The 22,225-nt window shown below is 44.0% G+C and carries 28 protein-coding genes; 6 read left to right on the forward strand and 22 right to left on the reverse strand.

Features of this window, described 5'->3' with window-relative positions; genetic code table 11:
* From DFR44_RS11470 to DFR44_RS10030, 6 genes are all read left to right on the forward strand, one after another.
* Positions 1-783 (forward strand): ArdC family protein (locus DFR44_RS11470; RefSeq protein WP_162845246.1); only part of this gene is annotated, 783 nt, incomplete at its 5' end.
* A gap of 166 nt (positions 784-949) precedes the next feature.
* Positions 950-1,354, forward strand: a complete 405-nt coding sequence (locus tag DFR44_RS10010) for a phosphoglycerate kinase (protein WP_133621430.1) — start codon at positions 950-952, stop codon at positions 1,352-1,354.
* 98 nt (positions 1,355-1,452) lie between these two features.
* Positions 1,453-2,166: a DUF1281 family ferredoxin-like fold protein gene (locus DFR44_RS10015; protein ID WP_133621431.1), complete on the forward strand. Its 714-nt coding sequence runs from the start codon at positions 1,453-1,455 to the stop codon at positions 2,164-2,166.
* Positions 2,167-2,262: 96 nt separating this feature from the next.
* Entirely contained in the window at positions 2,263-2,526 is a 264-nt protein-coding gene (locus DFR44_RS10020; RefSeq protein WP_133621432.1) for a hypothetical protein, read from the forward strand.
* 145 nt (positions 2,527-2,671) lie between these two features.
* Positions 2,672-3,409 carry a hypothetical protein gene (locus DFR44_RS10025; protein ID WP_133621433.1) on the forward strand — a complete coding sequence of 246 codons (738 nt, stop codon included), beginning with the start codon at positions 2,672-2,674 and terminating at the stop codon, positions 3,407-3,409.
* A gap of 426 nt (positions 3,410-3,835) precedes the next feature.
* Positions 3,836-4,093 carry a hypothetical protein gene (locus DFR44_RS10030; RefSeq protein WP_133621434.1) on the forward strand — a complete coding sequence of 86 codons (258 nt, stop codon included), beginning with the start codon at positions 3,836-3,838 and terminating at the stop codon, positions 4,091-4,093.
* A gap of 111 nt (positions 4,094-4,204) precedes the next feature.
* Here DFR44_RS10030 and DFR44_RS10035 read toward each other — a convergent pair whose 3' ends face one another.
* From DFR44_RS10035 to DFR44_RS10145, 22 genes are all read right to left on the reverse strand, one after another.
* Positions 4,205-5,383, reverse strand: coding sequence for a hypothetical protein (locus tag DFR44_RS10035; RefSeq protein WP_133621435.1), 1,179 nt, complete (start codon positions 5,381-5,383; stop codon positions 4,205-4,207).
* A gap of 332 nt (positions 5,384-5,715) precedes the next feature.
* Positions 5,716-7,779, reverse strand: coding sequence for a PGAP1-like alpha/beta domain-containing protein (locus DFR44_RS10040; RefSeq protein ID WP_133621436.1), 2,064 nt, complete (start codon positions 7,777-7,779; stop codon positions 5,716-5,718).
* A 2-nt stretch (positions 7,780-7,781) separates the two neighbouring features.
* The gene (locus DFR44_RS10045; RefSeq protein WP_133621437.1) at positions 7,782-10,475 is read right to left on the reverse strand and encodes a type VI secretion system Vgr family protein; all 2,694 of its coding nucleotides are present in this window, start codon (positions 10,473-10,475) and stop codon (positions 7,782-7,784) included.
* Between the two features lie 55 nt (positions 10,476-10,530).
* On the reverse strand, positions 10,531-10,794 hold the full coding sequence (locus DFR44_RS10050; protein WP_133621438.1) for a PAAR domain-containing protein: 264 nt from the start codon (positions 10,792-10,794) through the stop codon (positions 10,531-10,533).
* 705 nt (positions 10,795-11,499) lie between these two features.
* Positions 11,500-12,255: a hypothetical protein gene (locus tag DFR44_RS10055; RefSeq protein WP_133621439.1), complete on the reverse strand. Its 756-nt coding sequence runs from the start codon at positions 12,253-12,255 to the stop codon at positions 11,500-11,502.
* Between the two features lie 246 nt (positions 12,256-12,501).
* Positions 12,502-12,912 (reverse strand): hypothetical protein, encoded by a 411-nt coding sequence (locus tag DFR44_RS10060; RefSeq protein ID WP_133621440.1) that lies wholly within the window; start codon positions 12,910-12,912, stop codon positions 12,502-12,504.
* 19 nt (positions 12,913-12,931) lie between these two features.
* Complete coding sequence (locus tag DFR44_RS10065; protein ID WP_133621441.1) at positions 12,932-13,456, reverse strand: hypothetical protein; 525 nt, start codon at positions 13,454-13,456, stop codon at positions 12,932-12,934.
* A gap of 189 nt (positions 13,457-13,645) precedes the next feature.
* Positions 13,646-14,083: a hypothetical protein gene (locus tag DFR44_RS10070; protein WP_133621442.1), complete on the reverse strand. Its 438-nt coding sequence runs from the start codon at positions 14,081-14,083 to the stop codon at positions 13,646-13,648.
* Between the two features lie 2 nt (positions 14,084-14,085).
* Entirely contained in the window at positions 14,086-14,640 is a 555-nt protein-coding gene (locus DFR44_RS10075; RefSeq protein ID WP_211336934.1) for a YcbK family protein, read from the reverse strand.
* Between the two features lie 109 nt (positions 14,641-14,749).
* A complete protein-coding gene (locus DFR44_RS10080; RefSeq protein WP_133621443.1) occupies positions 14,750-15,157 on the reverse strand; it encodes a hypothetical protein in 408 nt (135 codons plus the stop codon).
* 21 nt (positions 15,158-15,178) lie between these two features.
* Entirely contained in the window at positions 15,179-15,361 is a 183-nt protein-coding gene (locus tag DFR44_RS10085) for a hypothetical protein (protein ID WP_133621444.1), read from the reverse strand.
* Entirely contained in the window at positions 15,351-17,207 is a 1,857-nt protein-coding gene (locus tag DFR44_RS10090) for a DNA topoisomerase 3 (RefSeq protein WP_133621445.1), read from the reverse strand. Before DFR44_RS10090 ends, DFR44_RS10085 begins: the two co-directional genes overlap by 11 nt.
* An 11-nt stretch (positions 17,208-17,218) precedes the next feature.
* Entirely contained in the window at positions 17,219-17,413 is a 195-nt protein-coding gene (locus DFR44_RS10095) for a hypothetical protein (RefSeq protein ID WP_133621446.1), read from the reverse strand.
* Positions 17,410-17,784 carry a hypothetical protein gene (locus DFR44_RS10100; protein ID WP_133621447.1) on the reverse strand — a complete coding sequence of 125 codons (375 nt, stop codon included), beginning with the start codon at positions 17,782-17,784 and terminating at the stop codon, positions 17,410-17,412. The genes DFR44_RS10095 and DFR44_RS10100 overlap by 4 nt, the downstream gene beginning before the upstream one ends.
* A gap of 11 nt (positions 17,785-17,795) precedes the next feature.
* Entirely contained in the window at positions 17,796-18,188 is a 393-nt protein-coding gene (locus DFR44_RS10105; protein ID WP_133621448.1) for a hypothetical protein, read from the reverse strand.
* Positions 18,189-18,241: 53 nt separating this feature from the next.
* On the reverse strand, positions 18,242-18,622 hold the full coding sequence (locus DFR44_RS10110) for a hypothetical protein (protein ID WP_133621449.1): 381 nt from the start codon (positions 18,620-18,622) through the stop codon (positions 18,242-18,244).
* A gap of 70 nt (positions 18,623-18,692) precedes the next feature.
* A complete protein-coding gene (locus DFR44_RS10115; RefSeq protein WP_133621450.1) occupies positions 18,693-19,031 on the reverse strand; it encodes a hypothetical protein in 339 nt (112 codons plus the stop codon).
* 82 nt (positions 19,032-19,113) lie between these two features.
* Entirely contained in the window at positions 19,114-19,449 is a 336-nt protein-coding gene (locus DFR44_RS10120; protein WP_133621451.1) for a hypothetical protein, read from the reverse strand.
* A gap of 75 nt (positions 19,450-19,524) precedes the next feature.
* Positions 19,525-19,965 carry a single-stranded DNA-binding protein gene (locus DFR44_RS10125; RefSeq protein WP_133621452.1) on the reverse strand — a complete coding sequence of 147 codons (441 nt, stop codon included), beginning with the start codon at positions 19,963-19,965 and terminating at the stop codon, positions 19,525-19,527.
* A gap of 259 nt (positions 19,966-20,224) precedes the next feature.
* On the reverse strand, positions 20,225-20,821 hold the full coding sequence (locus tag DFR44_RS10135; RefSeq protein WP_133621454.1) for a hypothetical protein: 597 nt from the start codon (positions 20,819-20,821) through the stop codon (positions 20,225-20,227).
* The gene (locus DFR44_RS10140; RefSeq protein WP_133621455.1) at positions 20,812-21,918 is read right to left on the reverse strand and encodes an AcaB family transcriptional regulator; all 1,107 of its coding nucleotides are present in this window, start codon (positions 21,916-21,918) and stop codon (positions 20,812-20,814) included. Before DFR44_RS10140 ends, DFR44_RS10135 begins: the two co-directional genes overlap by 10 nt.
* 55 nt (positions 21,919-21,973) lie before the next feature.
* On the reverse strand, positions 21,974-22,225 hold a 252-nt coding region (locus DFR44_RS10145; protein ID WP_211336935.1), incomplete at its 5' end, for a hypothetical protein.

Consider the following 22,225-nt stretch of genomic DNA (forward strand, 5'->3'; position numbering starts at 1 on the left):
ATAAACTTATCCACAGGTGCAACCCAATTTGCGCCTTTAACTGCCTGGTCAAATTTCAACGCGCACTCATGGTCAGTTTTACTCGAGCAACAACAGTACAAGCAAGCTAAGGCCAATGGAACACCCGTTAAAAGCGGTGAATCTGCTACCGTGATTGTGCATTATTCGACGATCGAGGTTGAGGATGAGTCGCTCGATGAAGATTGTGTTGAGGATGGGAATACTAAAATCATTCCTATTCTCAATCGACATCATGTCTTTAATGTTGAACAGCTTGATGGATTTGAAGTTCAGACCAGGACTCCTGCCCATGAGTTTGAATCTATCCAAGCAGCAGAAGACATTTTGCGGAGGTCAGGCGCATGTTACGAGGAACGTTATAGCGACCGTGCATTCTACAGGGTGTCGACAGACTCAATTGTTTTACCCCTAAGGAACCAATTTAAAAGCGCTGAATCATTTTATAGCGTGGCAATGCACGAATTGGTTCACTGGACAGGACATGAAAGTCGTCTAAAACGCGACTTCTCTGGAAAGTTTGGGAGCAAGGCATATGCGTTTGAAGAGCTTGTCGCTGAAATCGGTTCTGCGTTTGTATGTGGTTCGCTTGGTATAGATGCGACGAATATGTCTAATCATGTCAGTTACATTGCCACATGGTTAGAGGTTCTTCGTCGTGACAAAACGGCCATCTTTTTAGCGGCCGCGCAAGCTCAAAAGGCATTTGATATGTTGATTGAGCGAGCACACGTCGCTGAAAAGGCTGACAGTCAAGCGGCTTAGTGTTGATGTTGTGACACTGACGCTTGAGTTGTAGAATCCCTTAGTGCTCACCTCGACTAAGGGCGTTCAGTCTTGGCTGAATGCGTGAGCGATTTTAAACCCCTGCGGGATACACCCATCCCGCAAGGGACATGGTGTATCTCGCTTTTTTTATAGGAGATTTACCATGGGACTTGATATGTACGCCCATAGCATTAAAGCCGACCTGGTTACTGACTTGAGTGAAGTTGACGCAAAAGTTTTTAACGGCAAAGGTGGTACTAAGGACGGTGCTGAGCCAGATGAGTTTTTTGTATGGCGTAAGCATCCGAATTTGCACGGTTGGATGGAGCAGTTGTATAAAGAAAAGGGCGGTCAAAACCCTGATTTCAATTTAAACTCGCTCCATTTAAATCGCAAGGATATGGAAGCATTAAAAGTCGATATAGAAATGAACCGTCTACCTGAAACCGAGGGATTTTTCTTCGGAGAGAGTGATGGCAGTGAACGCGAGGATGATTTGAAGTTTGTGAATCAAGCCTTGTCGCTCATTGAACAAGGTCATCGGATTTACTACTACGCATGGTGGTAAAGCTAAGCAGATCAAGTAGTTCATTTTAAGTAAACAATCAAGGCCAATGGGTTGCAACCGCACCATTGGCCTGTTGTTTTATCGTCTAGGAGTATTTAATGCCTAATTATTGCCAAAACTTATTGTCGATTAAAGGTGCAGAGCATGACATCAACAACATGATCCAAAATACGTTCAGCATTCATAATGAAAACTGTCAGATTTTGGATTTTGATAAGGTGGTGCCCATGCCCAAATCGCTCAATATTGATGCTTTGGGTGTAACAAAGCTGACACGTTTCTTGTTGTATCCACAATCGTTTAAAGGCATGGATTTACCCAGTTTGATGCTGGTAGATCAGTATGCCGATGCTCTCGAATTGCCTTGTCCGCGATTCCATTCCATTGATGACTTTATACGTTTGCTCAAACAAACGCCTAAAGGTCGTCGATATTTGCTTGAGGGTCATTACTCGTATCGTAACCAAAGGCAATATGGATACACTGATTGGTATGAGTGGCGCATCAAACATTGGGGAACCAAGTGGGGCGCAATGCACTTTGATTGCGATTGGTCTTGTGACAATGAGCGTGAATATTCATTTGACACAGCCTGGAGTCCTCCTGTCCCCATGATAGAGGCTCTGGCCGAGCAATACCCACAACTCACCTTCAAATTGATTTATGTTGAAGAAGGGGCTTGGTTTGCTGGCGTGTTCGAGTGGTCTGATGGTTGTGTCACCTATAAAGATGAAGACGCGGATGTTAAGAACATCTTAAAAACTTATCATGGCTATTCTGATGAGGATTTTGAGGTGGACAAGGACAACTAGTGTCTAGGCTTTGTTTTATTTTAATTTACTAACCCCTGCGGGATACGCCAATCCCGCAAGGGCATGGTGTGTCTCGCGAATTCTTGAGTAAATACCATGTTTGAAGTATCCGTATCAGTTTCATTGTTCGAGGCATCCAAAGTTTTTAATTGTATTGCAGGATTGACTTATTCATTGAAAGAATCTCGTGAAATCAATGGCAAAGTAGCGGTTTATGCAATTCCTCATTACACTCTAGCAAAGGGCTGGTTAGTCGACTGCACGATGCTTGACGAAAGCTTTGAACCGCTCGAATGCTACAGTGAAGTTGTTGAAATTGACAACTTAAATGAACCACTATTAGAGCGCTACATTAGCTAAGGTGTCACTTAGCATTCAGGCGGACGTAACAAATTGTGAGTCTAGTACATTCAACTGTACTGCACTCATGCTTAAATCATTTACCCCAACGGGATACACCATCCCGTTGGGCATGGTGTATCTCGATTTTATTATGGAGATAACCATGTCAGAAGTTGTACAAGTCCAGGTGATGGGCAAAACCTACCCAATCGTCGTTCAACAGGATGATTGGCCAGAGTCGCCACGCGAATGGAGCAACTTGGGTACGATGAGTTGTTTGCACCGTCGTTATAAATTGGGTGATGAGCAATTACCCATTAGCGATTATTGCGAAGCAATGACGGATCATCTCAGTGTTTTAGCTTATGAGCGTTTTATCAAGTCTGAGTTCTCAAGTAAATACCTTGATAGTGACAATGACGAATTGAACCGAGCAGGTCTTGATCGCGCACAGGCTTGGGTTGAACAAAATATGATTGTCTTACCACTGTACTTGATGGATCACAGTGGTTTGTCAATGCGCACGAGTCCATTTGGTTGTTCGTGGGATTCGGGTCAAGTTGGTTTTATATTTTGTACCAAAGACAAGGCAAGACAAGAACTGGGTGTCAAACGCCTAACAGCACGACATATTGAGCGAATTGAATTGATGTTGAAGAACGAGGTAGAGCTGTACTCCAACTACCTCAATGGTTCAGTTTACTGTTACCACAGCGATGAGTTGGATGTGTCGAGCGGTGGATTTTTTGGTTATGACCATGATGAAAGCGGTTTAGTAGAATCTGCAATATCCGATATTTCGTGGGTCTTGCGGCAAAAACTGAAATCGCATCACCAAAAGCTAAAATCGCAAATCACTCATAAAGTGCCTTTGCACCATCGTGTGCCGTTACCGTTCTAATTTTTACCCTCCAAAAACACAAAATCCACCTTGCGGTGGATAGTGTGCTATAGGAGATGTCATACTGCAAGCAGGTGTTTGTACCCCTACAAACTGTCCTGCTTCGACTATCATTAATTGAATTGTAATGAGCCTGCCGTGAATTTGCAATCACTTTGTTTGATTTACTTCATATTTTGTTGCCATTGTGGAAATAAACAACGAAAAATATAAGTGAACTGATAAGTGAAATGATGACACACCGAGCAACTACCCCATAATTCAAATTGAATTATGGGGTAGATTGCAGGCATAAAATCAAAACTTGCAAAATTGCGCAAGTTGGCAAGTTTGCGGGACTGTGGTTTATGGGTCACTGATTTTAACCCCTGGGATACATTAATCCTGTGGGGATGGTGTATCCCTCATTGATGGAGAAATTGCACCATGAGTTTAAATAAGAATGCAACGGACGGCGTATTAACGCGAACTGAACGCTTTGTGTTGGAACATTTCTTTAGTTCTTACCCAAAAGACATGACGTTTGCAGCAATACTCGAAGCCTACGAAGACCCCAACAACAGTCAGGTTGTGGCAACAGACTTTTGGACTGAAAGTTTGTGGCCAGCAAACTTGGTTGAATGGGTACGTGGGATGGAAGCCGCTTTGCGGTTTGAGTTCTTTACGGAAACACCATCAACATAATTGTATGATTTATCAACCCAGCCCATTAGGCTGGGTTTTTTTTTGTTCAATATTTTAAACGGTTCAAACTTCAAACGTATTAATCATAAATACGCACCAACGACACAAATTTTAAGCCACAGGCTTTATCAGTCGCCAATTCATATTCTCGCGCTCGGCGGCACTAAAACTCTGCCCTGGCATGGGGTCACCCTTGCGCAAGAATATGCCTTGCTCACCCCCGAGTTGGTCGCACATCCAAAACCCTGTTTGCGGGCACGGGTCGCCTACACTGAGATTGGCCACATTCTGAGCCAAGCCACCTCGTGACTTGAGACTATTTACCAACTGTTCCCACAAGGCTTTAGCGTAGCCATCCTCCCGCTCACTGACATAAATCCATGCCTGCAACTCAATCGCGGGGCGCATGAGGTTATTCTTCTCGCCAGCGGTTGCCCAGCTACACCAATAGTACGCACGTGGAATATTCATGTCGTTTTTTGGTACAAACACACAGACCTCGCGTCCCGCCATCTGTAAAACATCACGAGAACGTTTGTACAACACATCCGACTGATCGCTACTGTCGCTCTTAATCTGAATCAGCTTTTGATTTTGAGCGGCTTTAACTTCTGCCATCGTATCGGTCACGCCACCACTAATGAGATTAATGTCCATGTTGGCTTGAGGCGACTTCATGGTGTAATTGATAACGGGGTGCTCATCGGGTTTAAGCCACATCACAGGCCCAACTGCCATGGCATGCGTGTTCTTTAAAGTTTCAGGGCTGGTGTATACGATTTGCGTGTTGAGGAAAGTGCGCCCGCGCTCTTCGGAATTAGGCGCATCGGGAGACGAGAATCGCGCCTGCTCCGTTGTAATATACTTGCCTAGTTGTGGCGCGTAAAGATAATACTGACGATAAACATTCAACATGAAACTATCGGGGTCACGTTCATGTGTGGCAATGATAGAGTAACGTTGCTCATCAAATTTAATCAGCTTATACAATGCTCGGGTCATGCCGAGGTCTTTGTAGGCGGCTTTTTGTCGTTCGTTATTTGATTCCATCACATCGGCATAATTTCTCTTTTGAAAAGCCAGTGCACTCGGCGGAATCACATAGTCATAAAATAGTTTGGCACGTTTTTTGACTATGGTTTCAAACTCAGCTTGAGATTTGACGGGGTAGGCATGGAAACGGTTACCCCAAAAGCCTGTTCGAGTAATGGATGCGTCTAAATCAATATCATTGGGAACATCAATTTGATAGAACGCAAAAGGCAGGGTTTGTGGGGTAAACGCATTCATAACAGCTCCAGTGGTGGTATTGGCTTGACAAGCCGACAGTGTGAATAGAGGGACCGCGACAACCAGGCGCATTAATGCTCGACCTGTTTTAGACCATAAGGTATCGAATCGTTTAATGATGATTCTCCTTTCTAAATTTAGCATTTATGAAATATAGTGAACATTGCTCATAACTCACATTGCACACGCAATTAAACTGCCACCGCATATTTTTTCTCCTAATGCGTTACATGCTATCAGTGCAAATGGAACAACCATCAATAAGAATAGGTAACAGGCTTTTTTTATGACTTTTAACATTTTGTTCCTTTACTGATTAACACATGTGGGGGTTAGGTTTCACGAGGGTCTGTTTGTACAATTTTAATCGCGGCATACATAGCAAACAAACGAGCATGCTCAGGTTTCCATGAGGCTTGATGGTCTGTGTGTCCATCGTTTTGTTCAAACAAGGTGCGCACATACTTGGCTGGGGCAAGTCCAGACACTTTGGGCACAGTCCCGTCGCCAAAGTCTGTTTCTGACTTGGGCTGCACAAGCAGCTCAACTTGTGCTCCAGTGTTGAGGTGCTTTAACCTAAGCCATCCTGTTTTATTGTCATCGACGAGCTGCCAACTGGTATCGGCCAAATTCGTAACGTTCACATTCGACTGCCACACCACCCGATTGTAGGCTCTCTCGCCAAACGAAGTGCCCGCCATGCACTGTACAAAGGTATTGGGATGATAGGTTGAGACCGTGACGTATTCCGTGTGGTATTTTTTAGCTTGTAACACATTGTCATAAAAATACGCTAAATCACCTTTGATTTTACCTGTCTCAACATCCTTGTAATTAAACGTCCCGTTGGGGTCAACTCGATTGTTTTGTAATTCGCTGGGATTCTCTTTTTCAACATAGGGGATTAAACCATACCAGGCATCGCTGGCATAAATGTCTTCATAAGGACTCTTTGTCGGCAACGCCAACAGCTCCTCCGTGCCGCTGTGTCGTCCCGAAGGCTCTGCGTACACTTTTAACCATTGTTTGTAGTTACTGTCTTCATCACCGTATGTATCTGATGGCGCCAGCTCTAAAGCCCCGACAGAGTGCGCGAGCACGACCGATACTTTGTCCGCAGTGTCACCCAAGACCATGGCAACGGCACCGCTCATAGCCGAGTCCAAGGGGGCGGTGAGTGCGCTCGGTGTTTCAACCCCTCCAAACCCTGACCGCATCCGTTTGTACATGGCGGCGGCACCTATGGCGGGCATCGCGCCGTGAATCACACCCAATACCTTGTCAGGGTTCTTTTTCTGATAAGCACGTGCAACTAAACCACCCATCGAATGGGTTATCAATATGACTTGTTTACAATCAGGGTCTTCTTCGGCTTGTATGGATTTTAAAATCGCATCCACCACTTCTGTCAAACAATCAGGCTCAGTGGCATAACTCACACCCGCTTCAACAATACGCATCCCACCATTGGCACTGTACCAGTTGGAGTTAAGCCAGTTGTAGCCGCCACCGTACACGCGAAACTGATAGTGGGCTGATTTAGTCAATTCCTCGGCAGTGAGTTTCGTAGGGGTCTCTTTCCCATAAAGGCCTTTTGCTAAACTGACTGGGTTGAGTGGACTAAAAGGGGCTTCGGCATCATTTGCTTTTTTGAGAGTGGTCCATAATTCTTTCTTGGCGAGCGCATCCTTTTTTGCCTTCTTTTCATTGCCTTTTGCTTGCTCAGTTTCTTTGCCTGACTCGGCCTGAGCCATTGCCAGCTCGTCTTGTGCCAATTCAATTTTAATTAGCTCAAAAGCCTCCAACATGTCCATCGGCGAGCGGTTCAATGCCAGTTCGATGGACTTCATGACAGGCCAGTAATCCGTTGCGCTGACCGAACCCCAACCCCGAGACAACGCAACGGCCAAGTCAATTTGCGGGTCTTTATCAAATATCCCCTCACACTTTTTGAGGTTGGGCATGTAATCGACCACGGTTATTTCTGGACTTAAGATTTGCTGACGACCTGGCGCACCCGTAAACATCAATCCCCAAGCCAAACTTGGTAAACTACTGACCTGCCAAACTTTTTCTGACTTGTCAGCGGCAGCCGCTTGGATGATGGCTTGTGCACGGGCTTTATCAATGCAACCTGACTGCCATAAATATTTTCTAAATTCAGTGTCCTGTCCTGCGGTTTTGGCTTTAAGATTGCTGCCCATAATGCCAGGTATAAATATCACTGGAACAATGTGTGGGCGTATCATCGCCTCACAATGTTTTTTATCTTGTGCTGGGGTGTAGGGCACATTTACACTTTGCTGTCCACCCTCTGACGTTGTGTCTAAGTGAACACGATTGGTTGTTGTATTAATCAAGCGACCTTTGTCATCTTCTTTGTAAACAGTGACCATTGTTATTTAACCTTTCCCTTAGTTCTTACGGCGTAGTCTCCCAATGAATGGGCTTTTTGCTTTAGGGTGCTACCTGCGCCATCTGTTTTGCCACTCACCTTGCCTTGTTCAGCACGGTCAACTTCAAAACCAACGCCTTTAATCGATTTGTTTCCAGCACCCACCAAGTGTAATTCTTGGTCAAACTTGGATTGAGGCATCTCATTAAATGTTTGTGCCAAACTCTTATTGCCGCTCACGCTAATAGGCGCATAGAATCTAATTTGTTTAGGCGAGCCAATTTCAACGCCGCTGTCATCGATTTTGATGTAGCTGCCTTTACAAACAACAGTCAACTCCTCACCCGCCGACAGGATAATTTTGCGTTTACCTTTGGCATCGATGTTCTGTTCAGCATATAGCTCGATGTTGTCGCTTTGAGCCTCTAAGCGAATTGGGTCTTTTGCGCTTGTGAGCCAAATGCCTTTGCTTTGTGCAAACAAACGGATGCCACTACCGACTGAGGCAAAGAAACGCTTGATTACTGAGAATGACAGTTCACCCCCTGTGGTCATGGCGGTGTTGTGGCCGCTGGCGATGTGTGTGCTTTGTTCGGTGATGATTTCAACGCCGACAGGTGAAGACACGAGAATATGCGCTTCGGACAGTTCGGGGAATTGTTCATCTTCGCCCTTACCGCCCCCCTTAATGCCATCAAGCTGTTGTTTCAATGCGGCTTGTGTGGCATTGTCAATCGATTGGTCATACGCCTTGTGTTCAATCGCCGAATCGGTGGTGTTTTTGTGTTGTTGTACACTGCGCGTCAGTTGCGCAATGGTTTCACCCATGCTTTTAATCGGGTTGCTCACATTGTCGCGAGCGTAGGTGGTGACGTACATGCCCTTAGCACTGCGCATCACGCCCCAGTCTTTCGATTCTAGGGCAAAGCCACTGCCCCGTTGAGCACCCAAACCCTCGTTGCCGCTGATGCCCCGTATACGGCCAAGGCTCAAGCTACTTTGCGCAAACTCAGAGACCAGTTGCGTTTGAATCGAATCCACGCTGTCATCGAGCACAAGGTGATTCGATAAACCATCGGCTTGGTTGCCAGGTTTAAGTTCTCGACTGCGGTAGCCGCTCAAGGCTTGATTCTTGGGCAATGTCCACGGCGGCATGTGGGTGCTGTTGTAGACAATGCCTGTACATACAGGCAAATCGGGGTCGCCACCGATGTAGCTAATGAGGCATTCATCGCCAATGCGGGGCAGGTGGATGCTGCCTTGTTGGTTGCCTGCGGCGTTGCTCGATACCCGCACCCAGCAGGTGGAGGTTTCATCCATCGGATCGTTGCGATGCCACGGCATGGCTATACGGATGCGACCGAGGTCGTCTGTCCACACCGAAGAATCGCCTTTGTAGCCGACCACACGACCGATTTCAACACCGTGAATGCGAGGCTTTTCTAATGTCCGTTTGGGTCGAAGTGGGATGGTGGCGGGTTGGAGGGTGACGGTGGTGTCGACTGCCCATTGTTGCGCGTCATTCATGCGCTGGGTTTCGCTGGCGACTTCCTCAATCAACAAACGAGCGGACACAACGACGTAATCAATGTTGGCTTGCGCCATCGGGTGATTGATGAGTTTAAAACTGCAACCGACCACGGCGGCACGTACATTGCCCGCAGCCGTGGCACGGTCATCGTGTTGTTTGAGGCTTTGCAAGTGTGCCATTGTAAACACTTGCCCCTCTGCAAAAGGGTCATTCGCTTCTTCTGCGCCTGCCCGTGGTTGCACGGTGTTGGTAAAGGCGTTGGTGTGGTAATGGTATTGTTCGGCGTTGGCGTGATTGACTTGTGTGTTGTCGCGGGTGCGGGCGGGGTCGCTGTGGCTCGCTTCGTTGGTCGCATCGGGTGCCACATAGCTGTGGTCGCGGTAGGTCACCGTGGCTGTTGTAAGACTGCGACTGGGGCTAAAGGTGTGCCAGTGTTCTTCGTCTATAAAGTCAGGGTCGCCGTGGTATCGGATGCTGTGATACGCAGGGCTGGGGTAGGGTTTAAAGGCATTGTTGTCGTCTGATAGGACTAAGCGAGCGGTTTCGTTAAAACACTCATAATGCAGGTTAATCCCGTATTCTTGGCACAAGCGTTTGACGAATGAGGTGGAATCCTCCGCCATCCGCACACATATGTCACGGATGGGATAGTGATTGTTCAATCTGACATCGAACATATACGGGAATGTCTTGTTGTCGTTGAGGGTGTCTTGAAGTGTTTGAACAACGGTTTGGTTTTGGTGAATGAGGTAGTCTTTGTTCTTTGTACCCAACCATAACCAGTCTTTAAGCACGATTTCAAAGTGCAAGGCGCGTTCGGCGACACGCTTAAATTGTGCCGTGGCAATCACCCCCGTGATTTGACGGACATTGCCCATGCCCGCCACGCGCACATCGTCTAAAGCAATATGTAAAGTGGCGGTTTTACCTGTGAAGTTGGCAAGGTCAAATGACTGTAAAAGCACTTCGGCAGGGATGACCGATAGTTCAGCAGGGGTTTTGAGTAGAATCTTGTATTCAAAGATGCTGTCCGAATCCATGTCGAGCGTTTCGTAACCCTCAACTTTGACGACTTCTAAACTATGGATGCCCTCGATGATTTGAGGTACGGCGGTGGAGGTAAAGGCAAGGTTACGATGACGACCAAATAAGTCCAGTGGATTCATAGGGGTTCTCTAATTGTGTGATAAATGGATAGTCTGTGACGGCGGGGTGAGCGTGTTACTCAACCATGAAACTGGCATCGCCTGTGGTGATGGTGGCCCCGCATTGGGTTTTAGAACCGATGTGCGCGAGCTGTTTGCCCTCATCCTGTGCATGAGCCGCTAAACTGCTCTCAATCGGATTGTTGCCATGAGTGGGGCAGGCGAGTATGTCGCCAATACGGGCAACAGGGACACCATTGACTTGAAATAAACTTGAACCCGTCACAATCGCACCGCCGTGGTCGGAGGTGTCGCCTACTTTTGAGACTGGATACGCCATAAAGCCGCTCCCTTTAATTTTGTTTCGATTAGTTTTGTAAGTGCCTGATTGCTCTATAAAACCTGAAACTAATTGTTAATTGTTATATTTTAAAGGTAAATTGGTTTTAGCGTCGTCATTAATTTAATTTATATTAAATGATTTGACTGTTTACACATTCGTTATACCCTGTGGCTGAAAAGCGCATCTGACCGACACACTCAACCGCATTTCTTTGGCACACGATCAACCGTTTTGTAGAGTTTGGGGAATTGTAAAATCAGGTTTATTAAGAAGACCTAATTAAACAACCCAGTTGCATTTAGCGATGTGCTTTCTGAACATTCAAGCCCTCAGTTGCAATTATTAATATTGTTTTATGGGTTTTTACCTGCTCTAGTTGCAATTATCGTTGTAAGTTACACCTTGTCTATATCTTGCTTAAGAAATGACGGATGCTGGCTGATAAAGTGGAAGAAATTCTCTCTAAATTATCAAAAGTCTTCCATTTTAAAAAAATTCACTTTGTTTTCATATAGATGAAAACCAAAGGGATGGAAGACTTTTTTCTCTCATTCTATGTTTGTCATTTCTTTCTATTGTTCCATCATAAATTCGTTAGTTTGGTTGACAAAAGTCCAAAAACAGGTGTAATTTTGGTTGACAGATTGCCCAAAAATGACACACTTGAGCAATTTTCGGAGATTGACACAAAAATGCACGCCTTTATCGCGCTTTCGTTACTTTCACAATTCGTTTGGTTTGATGTCGATACGCATTAAATCCCTGCTGAGTGATTGCAAAGCTTTCACAAATATCGCTTATGCTGGCGTTTGGGTTTTGTTGCAAAGCGGCCGCCGCATCTGCATACTGTTCTTCAGTAGCTGGCTTATGAATGGCCGCCTCCGCTTTCTCAATGGCTTCTGACCAATTTAACGACACTTTAAAGTCATTGAACTCTGAAATTTCCGACAAGTATTCAAGTGACGGGTACTCGACGTTCTCGCACATTGCACCGTAATGCGTGTCACCATAGAGGCGTTCAAAGACCCACCGATGTTCTTCATTGTCAGCTCGCATCGATGCAATGTAATACCATGTCGATTTAGGATGGTTTACCCCCTCATACCACCAGCCCAACCAAAACATTGCATGCGCATGGCCAGCTTTTGCAAAGGCCGTCATTTTGTCGACAAGAACGTGCGTATCAAGGGTTTCTTTGAACTCCAAATTCTTGACGAGGGGATAACCCCGTGCACCGTAATGAGGGGCGTTTTCGTCCCAAGAAACACACCAAATGGTCTTATTGTTGTCTTGCAGGGAATTGCCAAGCACCGCATACAAAACGTTATTCTTGGTATCCAAAACCAAATCGCCATACATCGGACGATTTGAACCGTATACGCTTTTTAGTAGGTCCCGTTCTGTTTGGCCAGGCACAACAGCCGTTATTTTATGAGTGTCAGTAATAAGGTCATTCATCGCAAGACTCCTATAAGTTTTTGGGTGGGGTTAGAATGGCGATATTCTTGTTCCCCGTATAAACCAATTGATTCATATTTTCACAAAAATATTCAAAAACTGATTGACAATGTGCACCATTAGTGAAAAACTATCAACGTTCAATTCCTCCCTATTATTGAACGCATTTGCTCCAATTAAAAGACTCAAAGTTGATCGGCTTTGAGTCTTTTTCATTCAATCGCATGAATGAATTATTTCAAGATGTTATTTCATTTGAAAGCCTTCACGTTGCAAGCGCAGACGTTCTTCATATTGATAATTATTGTATTCACAATCATTAACAAGCGACTTCAGCTCATACACACCTATCGGTTTGACCGCATTTTGCAAGGCTGTTTCAACGAGCTTACAATGTTCAGCAGCCTTTTTTAATTCAAGTGGTGTTGCATCCTTTATGTATCGTTTATCCTGACTGTCAGATAAAAAATAAAACACGGTAGCAAGTGAGACCGCAAATAGTAAATTCAGTACATTTGTACCAACCTTTTTGAAATACATACGATTTTCGCGAGAACCATATTTAATGGCATCAGTTATCGACCAGCTTACGAAAAAGCAAAGAAACATCGACAAAAGCGAAAAGAATATTGTGAAGAATGGAAAAATAATTGACATGAAGCACCTCTATTGAATTTTAAAATGATTGAATTGATTTTCTTGAACGGTTGTTATTCTTCACCCACTCAAGTGCTTGTTCCTTGGACCAATTTGAAACAGGCGGTTGGTTCACTGGACGCGCATAGACCCTCAAATCGATGCGTTGGACTTTCCCTGGTACGAGCGACTTCATCACAGCATCTAAATCCTCCCAACACTGCTCAATTGCCTCAATGCCGACAACCTTGGCCACGTTACACGGTAACGTCAAAGTGGCACAGGCCCGTTTCATGAAACGATAGACTTCAAGCGAAAAGTCGACATCATCATTGTGACAATCTGATAGGGCTGGAGTAGGGGACACCTCAAGGTATCGCAGAGCTAAGTTATTGGGCAATACCCACAAAAGTAAACCACTCAAACCCAAGCTGTTTGCCTCAACCAACTCATGTAGTTGCTTAACAAACGCATCCTTGTTGATTGGCCAGCGAATAAAATCCAAAGGCTTTGTACTCACACCACCGACATCGGCCGCAATCAAAATCACAGGGTTTTGCACCATAAAATCACATTCCAAAATAAAAAAACAGTACTGCTTAAAATTTAACCAAAACAAGTTACATCTATGATTTGCTTGGATAAAACCAAATTGAATCCATCTTATCCAATGGGTTATCCACAGAAATTGTGGGTAACGTAAAAGGGTGGGCTACTTGCGTGTTGTGAATGAGATTGCTTTCGCCCGTTGAGCTTATGCGGCTAAATCAACGTATGACTTTATAATTTGACTCAACCTGCTTAACTGGTTATTCACGTAGCTTCGACGCATACCAAAGTAATAGAGCTTGAACAGCATTTTGTCTCTTACATTGTCATATTTAGGGCAGTGAATCGTATAGATGAGTTGTGTAATATCAGGGTACCAAAAGTTGATATTTACACTCCAAACCTCATCAAGCAATGGTTTAGTTGACACAGAGTCATTTCGTAGCACAATTTCAATTTGCTGTGCTACTGACAGTGCGCCAGTAAAACTAACATACGGTGGTCGACAGTCAATGTGCCCGTGACACGATGCAATTGTTTGAATCCCTTTAATTGCATTGAGTGTGTTCACAAGCCCTGAAATGCCTTCATCAATTTCACTGTATGGACGTTTAACAGAGCGCAGAAATGAATTTCGCAGCATTCTCAAGCCCCTCGCCAATAGCGCACGCGGCCAGTATCTGCATGCACAAAACCATCATAAATACCCACGCCACCGACTTTGTAATACGTCAACATGGCCCCGAATCGATTCGGGTCTAATCCTCTCAACTTACCGTCCCCAGCTTGACCTTTAATGTGTAACGAATTGCGAGCCGCGCCTTCAGTCGCAGCGTTATGAGCAGGTGTGCGATAACCCGAATTTGCGGTGTAGTAGGGGTCAGGTATACCCGCCATACGTGCCCATTCCTGTGCGCCCCAAATCAGGTTAAACAACCCAATATCCATGCTAACCATAGCGTTACGGTCAGCAACATCGCGCAGCATGTAACACAACTGTTGATACGCACCAGAAATGTAATTGCCATCCTTAAAAAACTGAATACGCGCTCGCTCACCCGTTTGAGAACGTCGTATGTCCAGCACGCGGTCTTTAGTCCAAAAATCATCAGTACGCGCAGCGGCCACATCGGGTAAAAGCAAACCGCACGCACCGACTGCCATTGTGCCTGCACCAATTAAAAATTCCCGTCTGTTCACTTCATGTCCTTTTGTGTTTTCATATTCTTTAGGCTGTCTTCTGTTTCTTCTGCGGTAACTGGACAATTGGTCATGATGTTTAAGTTCTTCTGATTCATGTAAAACTCCATTAATTAATTAACTCAGCAACCTTAAATCGTTCAAAGCACTGCTTACAGACTTCAATATCCACCACGTCGTTTGTAAGCTGCTTAGTGATTTCCAACTCCTGCTCGGAGTATTGCTCCAGTGATTTGTACCGTAAGAACCCAACTTTTAGGTGTTTGGTGATTCGCAACAAGTGTTCATTCAGCAGAGCCAATTCTTCAATAGTCGTATTCTTTGGCATCTCGTCGCTTGATTGGGCGGGTAACACATTGATTATTGAAGCAAGCTCAACGTATTCAGCAAACACACCCTTTAACTTGGGAAATGCTTTAAACCCCTTAAAGACGGTTGCTAATGAGTCCTTGATTTGGGCCATACTGTCCTGAAGTACGACCCAATTGGTGATGATGTCTAAGTTCTTCTGATCCATGAAACACTCCACTATGTTGAACTAGGTTGTTAAGTGCGGCGCACTGGGAGCCGCATACTTAGCCTGCTTTTGCTTCTTTTTAGCCAGCGCTACCTCGAGGTGTCGAATACTCGGTCGCGGATGAGACTGCACCTTTTGCTTACCTGCATCCGTAACACTTGCACCATCTAAAGCACTTTGGCCTGTTGATGATTTACGAGGCATTCGACCGCTCCTTGATTTGTTGCTTACCCGCTTCGACCAACTGCGTCACAAATTGATGTTGAAGCTCCATGAATTGAGACTCAGACACCAAACCTCTAGCCATTTGATCCAGGGTGTTTTCCCAAACGGCCGTCATCACAGGACTGGTAATCGCTTCAGGCAACTTCGCAATCAAATGACGACCTTTTTCAGTCGACACAATCTTGTTGCGCGTCTTTTCAATCATCTGAATATCAATCAGTTTCTCAATAGTCGCCGCACGAGTAGCAGGGGTACCAATGCCTTTACTGTCACGCAACACCTTTTTCATTTGCGGATCCACCACCAAGTTGGCAACGGACTCCATAGCCGTTAATAAGGTGTCCTCGGTATAACGCAATGGCGGTTTAGTCACAATTGAACCGACATCCGTTGATACACATGTCACCTTGTCACCCTCGGCCACAATCGGCAACTTAACTTTAGGGTTATCTGCATCATTATCGTCATCCATCGCAAATAAGCCTTTCCAGCCTTTAAATCGCTCAACATTCCCAAAGGCCCTGAATGATTCGCCCTCACAGTCAATGCTCAACTCAGTGCGCTCAAACTCATAATCAGAAGCAAATTGCATCAAATACCGCTGTTTCACCATCTCATACACCACACGTTCATCATGCTTTAGTAGCGACAAATCAATTGCAAATGAAGTCGGAATAATGCCGTGATGCGAGCTTTTAGCCACTTGCGCATCATTCCAGGCACGCCCCTGATGTTTTAGATTCAAAAACGGCAGCACATCGTTCAATGACGGATCCATAGAAGCCATCGCACTCACCGTGTTTTCGACCAAAGCCATTTGACTGGTCGGCAAGTAACGGCAATCGGTACGCGGATAACTCAGAATTTTGTGCGTCTCATACAGTGCTTGCGCAATATCAAGCACCTTTTTGACAGAAACTTTTAAACGCTTTGACGCTTCCTTCTGCAAGGTAGATAAATCATAGGGCAGGGGAGCGGGTTCAGATTTGGTCTCAACGATTAAGCCATCAATGTGTCCCGTGGCTTGCTCCACCTTTGTGGCCACAGCCTGCAACAGCTTTTTGTCGACACAATGACCATCGGCATCCAAACATGACTTAGGCAACACATATTGGGTGTCTATCGATCCATTGGCGTGCTGAAACACACCTTTCAAATGGTAGTGGGTCTTACTCACAAACGTATCAATTGCATTATCACGCGCCACCACCAACGCCAACGTCGGCGTTTGTACTCGACCGACAGAAATCGTGCCATCCTTGCCTTTTGCACGCTTATCGCCATACAGTTGCGTATATATCCGTGACAGATTCATGCCATAGAGCCAATCTGCCTGTTCACGGGCTTTACCTGCACTGTACAACCCCTCGGTTTTACTCGCGGGCGCGATGGATTTGAGTGCCGCTTCGATACTAACCTTATCTAACCCCTGTAACCAAACACGGCTAACCTTACCCTTGTAATTGAAGTATTCAACCAGCTCACGGCCAATCAGTTCACCCTCACGGTCGGCATCGGTCGCAATCACCACCTCGCTGGCTCGGCGAAACAAACCCTTGATGTTATTCAATTGGTCTTTTGCACCATCGGATTCGACTTTTAAGTAGCGTTTCGGGATGATGGGCAAAGCCTCAATGTTAGAGAACGAACGCAATCGTTCATCGTATAAATCGGGCATGGCCAACTTTAATAGGTGTCCATATGCCCAAGTAATGCAATCATCACCTGCCTCCAAGCATCCATTGCCACGTTTGGCTGATTTACCCAACACCACAGCGGCCAATTCTTTGGCTTGACTCGGTTTCTCGCATAAAAACAATCTCATCGCATCAATCCTTAAATCAAAATCAAACGTAACACAGCATCAATCTGGCCAAGTGCTGACATCAACACACGATTGAACCAAGCGGATGGAATAACCAGTGTCACCAACACAACACTGAACACATACAACGTTGCGTAATACCCCAGTATTTGCACCAATAATTTGAGGTTGCTTTTAATAAGTTGGTTGATTGTTAGCTTTATCATTGGGTATCCCGATTAGTTTCATTTCGATTCTTGTTGAGACGTAAAACAGCCCCATAAATTCTTCCGCAGGTGATAGGCAAAGCTAAAGACAACATAAAGAAAGCCAAAACAATTACAGGATAAAGTTCTAAGATGTATGAACTTTTGTCAGGCACCCAGTCGTAAACAATATTAAATTCATTTGCCAGTACCAAAAACCACAGCAGCATCCCTGTTGAAACAGTTAAAAAAAGTGGTATAGCGACAAGTCCCCATATATCTTTGTTATTTGACTTCAAAGTTACTTGGACTTCATCTTTATAATGGATGCTGAACATTAGCAACACGAACAGTATTGCAGCACCTTTACCTAAAACATTCTCTATACCCATCAAAGCACTCCTTACGCTTCATCATCCGTGTTGTTTGCATTCTTCTTTTCAAGATGGTCTACCAAAATGAACCCCGACCAAATCAACAAAAGCGGCCCATAAAAGGATGAGAAAAAATAAAGCACCTCGATAATTTTTTGCATGGTTGAAAAATCTATCAGGATGTTGTTCTCAGCTCCTTTGCTCCGCGCAATCTCAAACAACTCCATTTGGATGGGCCAAGTCGCAATGGCAAGAATTAGCAAAATCATCAAAACACATAGATGTTTATAAAATCGACGGTGCCCTATTTGGCCGTAATGCACTCCAACGAATCCACCAAAAATCGCGAAAAAGATATACATTGGAAAATCAATCCCTAATATATAATTTAAACCAGTCAAAAAAATCGGCACAAAAATCATGAGTACAAGTAACATTTCAATTCCTTAAATTAGCTGGTTTTAAATAGCACTACTTACGCTTTACCATCCGCGTTGTTTGCTTTCGATTTGCTGAACTTTTCATACAACATGAATACAGCCCCGATTGTGTAAAGATTCAGATAGCACAACGTGAGAACTTGAAGAATCTCAATTATTCTTCGCATATTTGTAAACTCTATCGCCATGCTTTCAGGCCCTTGACTAAATGCCATTGCAAAAAGCTCCACTTGGTTATGGCAAAAGACCATGAATAAAACTACAGCAGTCGTCGCAATATGCATAAATCCACGACAGACATACATTGCAGCAAAAGCAGCTATAGTCGCGAACACTAAGCCAGCCTGAAATTTATAATCTGCTATATAAAGCAATACATTGAGCAATACCGTCAAAAAAACCATAAAACGTAACATATCAATCCCTTAAATCCAGTTTCAAAAAATTTCAATTTTTTCAGGGATGCCCAAACACATGAGCACCAGATCACTTCTTGACACAATATTGGTTGACCAAATCTTCTAGGGCTTTAAGCGTCAGTGGCTCGCTTGACTTTATAAGCTCGTCATTAATAGAGGGGCAGGCTATCGCTTTAGCAGCTACCTCCTTATTTGAAGCAATCTTTTGTGACTTATACATGTCATTAACTCTGAATCCGATAAATAAAAAAACAGCAATAAAAACCAACATGACAACAAATATTTCAATAGCCAAAGTCAGTTCAATAAAGCTTGACATACCGTACTTTTGTACAAAAGGCGTTTTATAAAATATAAAAATAGTAATAATTACTATTGCGTTGAAAATAAAAAACTTGTAATCCATAACTCAAACCCTAAAAAATGATTGTTGTTTTCTTGAAAGGCTGCCCAAATACATGAGCACCACATCACTTCTTGACACAATCCTACTGTTGAGGACTCTGAGATTTCTCACATTGCTTGACCAAATTTTCTAGGGCTTTAAGCGTCATAGGTTCACTTGATTTTTTAAGCTCGTCATTAATCAAAGGACAGGTTATTGCTTTAGCAGCAACTTCCTCATTTGATGCTTTTGTTTTTGACTTATACACGTCATTAATTCTGTATCCTATATATACAAGTCCAGCAATAGACACCATGACTACAACTAATATTTCTAATACTCTAGTCAACGCAAACATACCTGTGAGAACATTCGTGTTGGCAAAGAAAACAATCGCAAGCGTTACTATTGCGTCGATAATAAAATACTTATAATCCATAACTAAACCCTAAAAAATGAATGTTGATTTCTTGCAAGGGTGCTCAAACACTTGAGCACCTCATCACACCTTGACTTAATATGGAATGTCATCTAATTCATCCATTGGAATGTCATCCAATGGAGGCGCTTCAGTGCCATTGTCTTTAAGGTGAGGTGGAATACCATTGGCCACAGAATCTGCCCAGTCTTTGTCTTTCGGTTTAGAAGCCAATAACTGAATATTGTTTGCGATGACCTCCGTTGTATAACGCTCAATACCTTTGTCATCGACCCACTTGTGAGTGCGCATTGGACCCTCCACAAAGATTGGATCGCCTTTCTTCACAAATTCGGCGATGATTTCAGCGCGACGGCCGAAAGCACTGACTCGATGCCACTCTGTGTATGTTTCGTCCTTGTACTTAGACGAAGTTGCGACAGAAATCTGCGCCACGACCGTGCCATCCTTAGTGTGTGCAATACGGGGGTCTTGACCCACGTTACCCATCACCTGAGCTTTGTTTAATGCTGCCATTTGAACCTCCTAAAAGTGTCAACAGAGTTGACGGTTAAAAATCATGTATGTGTTGTTGCTTTAATTGGCTGCCAGTCATCATCTAAAAAATGACCTGCCACACTCAAAGGCACGCAACACTGTTTTCTGAAGCAGCCTGCGCCGCAATTGTTGTGACATACGCCGCCATCAACACAGCAATGCACCAAGTAATACCCATCCTGCTCATTGGATGAAACACGGTGATTATCGATTTGGATAGAACAGCGTTTATGTGTCATTACAAGTACTCGATACAATCAGGTTTCATTGGGTACTGTGGAATGTCCATTACATCTGAAAGCTCTCTGCCCAATGTGACAACTCTCTGACGTGCTTCCATAAGCAATCGTTGAGCCATAATTCTTTGGTGTTCAATTAAAATGAATCTCCATTTGACATCCAAAGACACATTCAATTGCTCAATGTATGACAACACCGCTTTGAATCGCATCATTTTGGCTGGACGCTTCTTCATCCAATTCAAGGTGATGATTCCTGATTCAGAAATAGCAGGGCAAACATCGATTAAAGTATTCAACTGATTTGACGCTTTATTGTCTTGTCTCATCGTAAATGGATGAGATTGCTCATCCATCAAAAACCGAACATAATCAACGAACTCAGCCGTCGCAAAACCCAATGTTTTTTGGTGTTCGATGGCTTCGCTCAGTTCTTGCAGCACCAGTTCACGCCCCCTTACCCTTAAAAGGCTTTTGTTTAATCCTTTTTGGTTTCTACTATTTACCTCATCAAAATTACGTTCTACAAACATCAATACGCCACTGTGATCTTTGTACAACCAATCCTCCATGTTCTTATTTAGATTCATTTCCATACATCACTTTCTTCTACGATACCCAAGTACTTATTATTTTGACTTTTCAACTGCTCAACCACATCTGACGTATAGCTATACTTCCGTCTACGAGTATGTTTTGGTTCGATTTCACAAATCAAAACCTCTGTAGGAACCGTACCCATGACAGATACCACTTGCTCCAAATTGGCTTTACGTTCAGGCTTGATGTCTTCGCTTAACCAATCACTGCGACGAATGGATTCAATTGATTCATGCAAAATCGTGTGCTTACGGTCAAAGACTTTGTTATAGAAGCCGACCACTTCCTTGCGCATGTTTTGTAATCGATACTTACTATCGATTTGACTGAATACTGAGCAATTCTCAAGCGTGTATACAAGTCGAGCAAAGCGATCAAAATCCAACAACAATCGGCTCAACAAAAAACCGTAGGGATTCTTAAAACTGACCGTAAATTTAATGGGCTGTTTGTTTTCAAGGATGTTGACGTTCAATCCATCCTTGGCATTGTTTTTAAGTCGATTCACCAAGTTTGCATTTTCTTGTTTAATCATTCTATGCAGGTTATTCAAATCCATTTCAGACTGGATTAAGCTGAAATCAACATACGGATTGTCATCATGGGTTCTGAGAAACATGGTGCGAAAGCTATTTGATGTCGCTTTCATGCCAGGGAAGCCAACACCCTTGCTTGATTCATTACGCGGCAAACCAATGAACAATCGACCAGCTTCACGGGTATGCAATTCAATCGTATCCTGACCACTTGATTCAAGGGCTGAGAATCGTGGCAAAGATGGGGCTTCAACGTCTTTAACGATGACTTCGAAGTCATCCAATTTATATTTCTCACGCTTTTTCTTAGTCATTTTGAGTTTGAAGCCGATACGACTCATCAACAATTTATAGCGTTCTTCGTATTCTTTCAGGCGCATCAATTCAGCATCGGTACGCTTAGTTTTAAGATTTATAGCGTTGACTTCGACACTTTCTTTGTACATGTCATAGCCATCGGCAAACGCAGAGTTTCCCGAACGATGAAACGACTCAATCGATGGTACAAATGTAACTTCGCCAGTATTAAAAATGACAGGGATTTTCTTCCCATCCATAATGCAGCCTCCAATTATTAATAAACAAACTACGAAATAAACAACTAAAACTTATTCAAAATCCTGTTAAGAGTCTTACCAAACACCAGTCCTCAAATTCATGGAAAGGGGCTTTCCAAACATTGCCCTCAAATTCTTGGAAAGGGGCTTTCCAAACATTGCCCTCAAATTCTTGGAAAGGGGCTTTCCAAACATTGCCCTCAAATTCTTGGAAAGGGGCTTTCCAAACATTGCCCTCAAATTCTTGGAAAGGGGCTTTCCAAACATTGCTCCTCAAATTCTTGGAAAGGGGCTTTCCAAACATTGC

It is taken from the genome of Hydromonas duriensis, assembly GCF_004363775.1.
Taxonomy (GTDB): Bacteria; Pseudomonadota; Gammaproteobacteria; order Burkholderiales; family Burkholderiaceae; genus Hydromonas; species Hydromonas duriensis.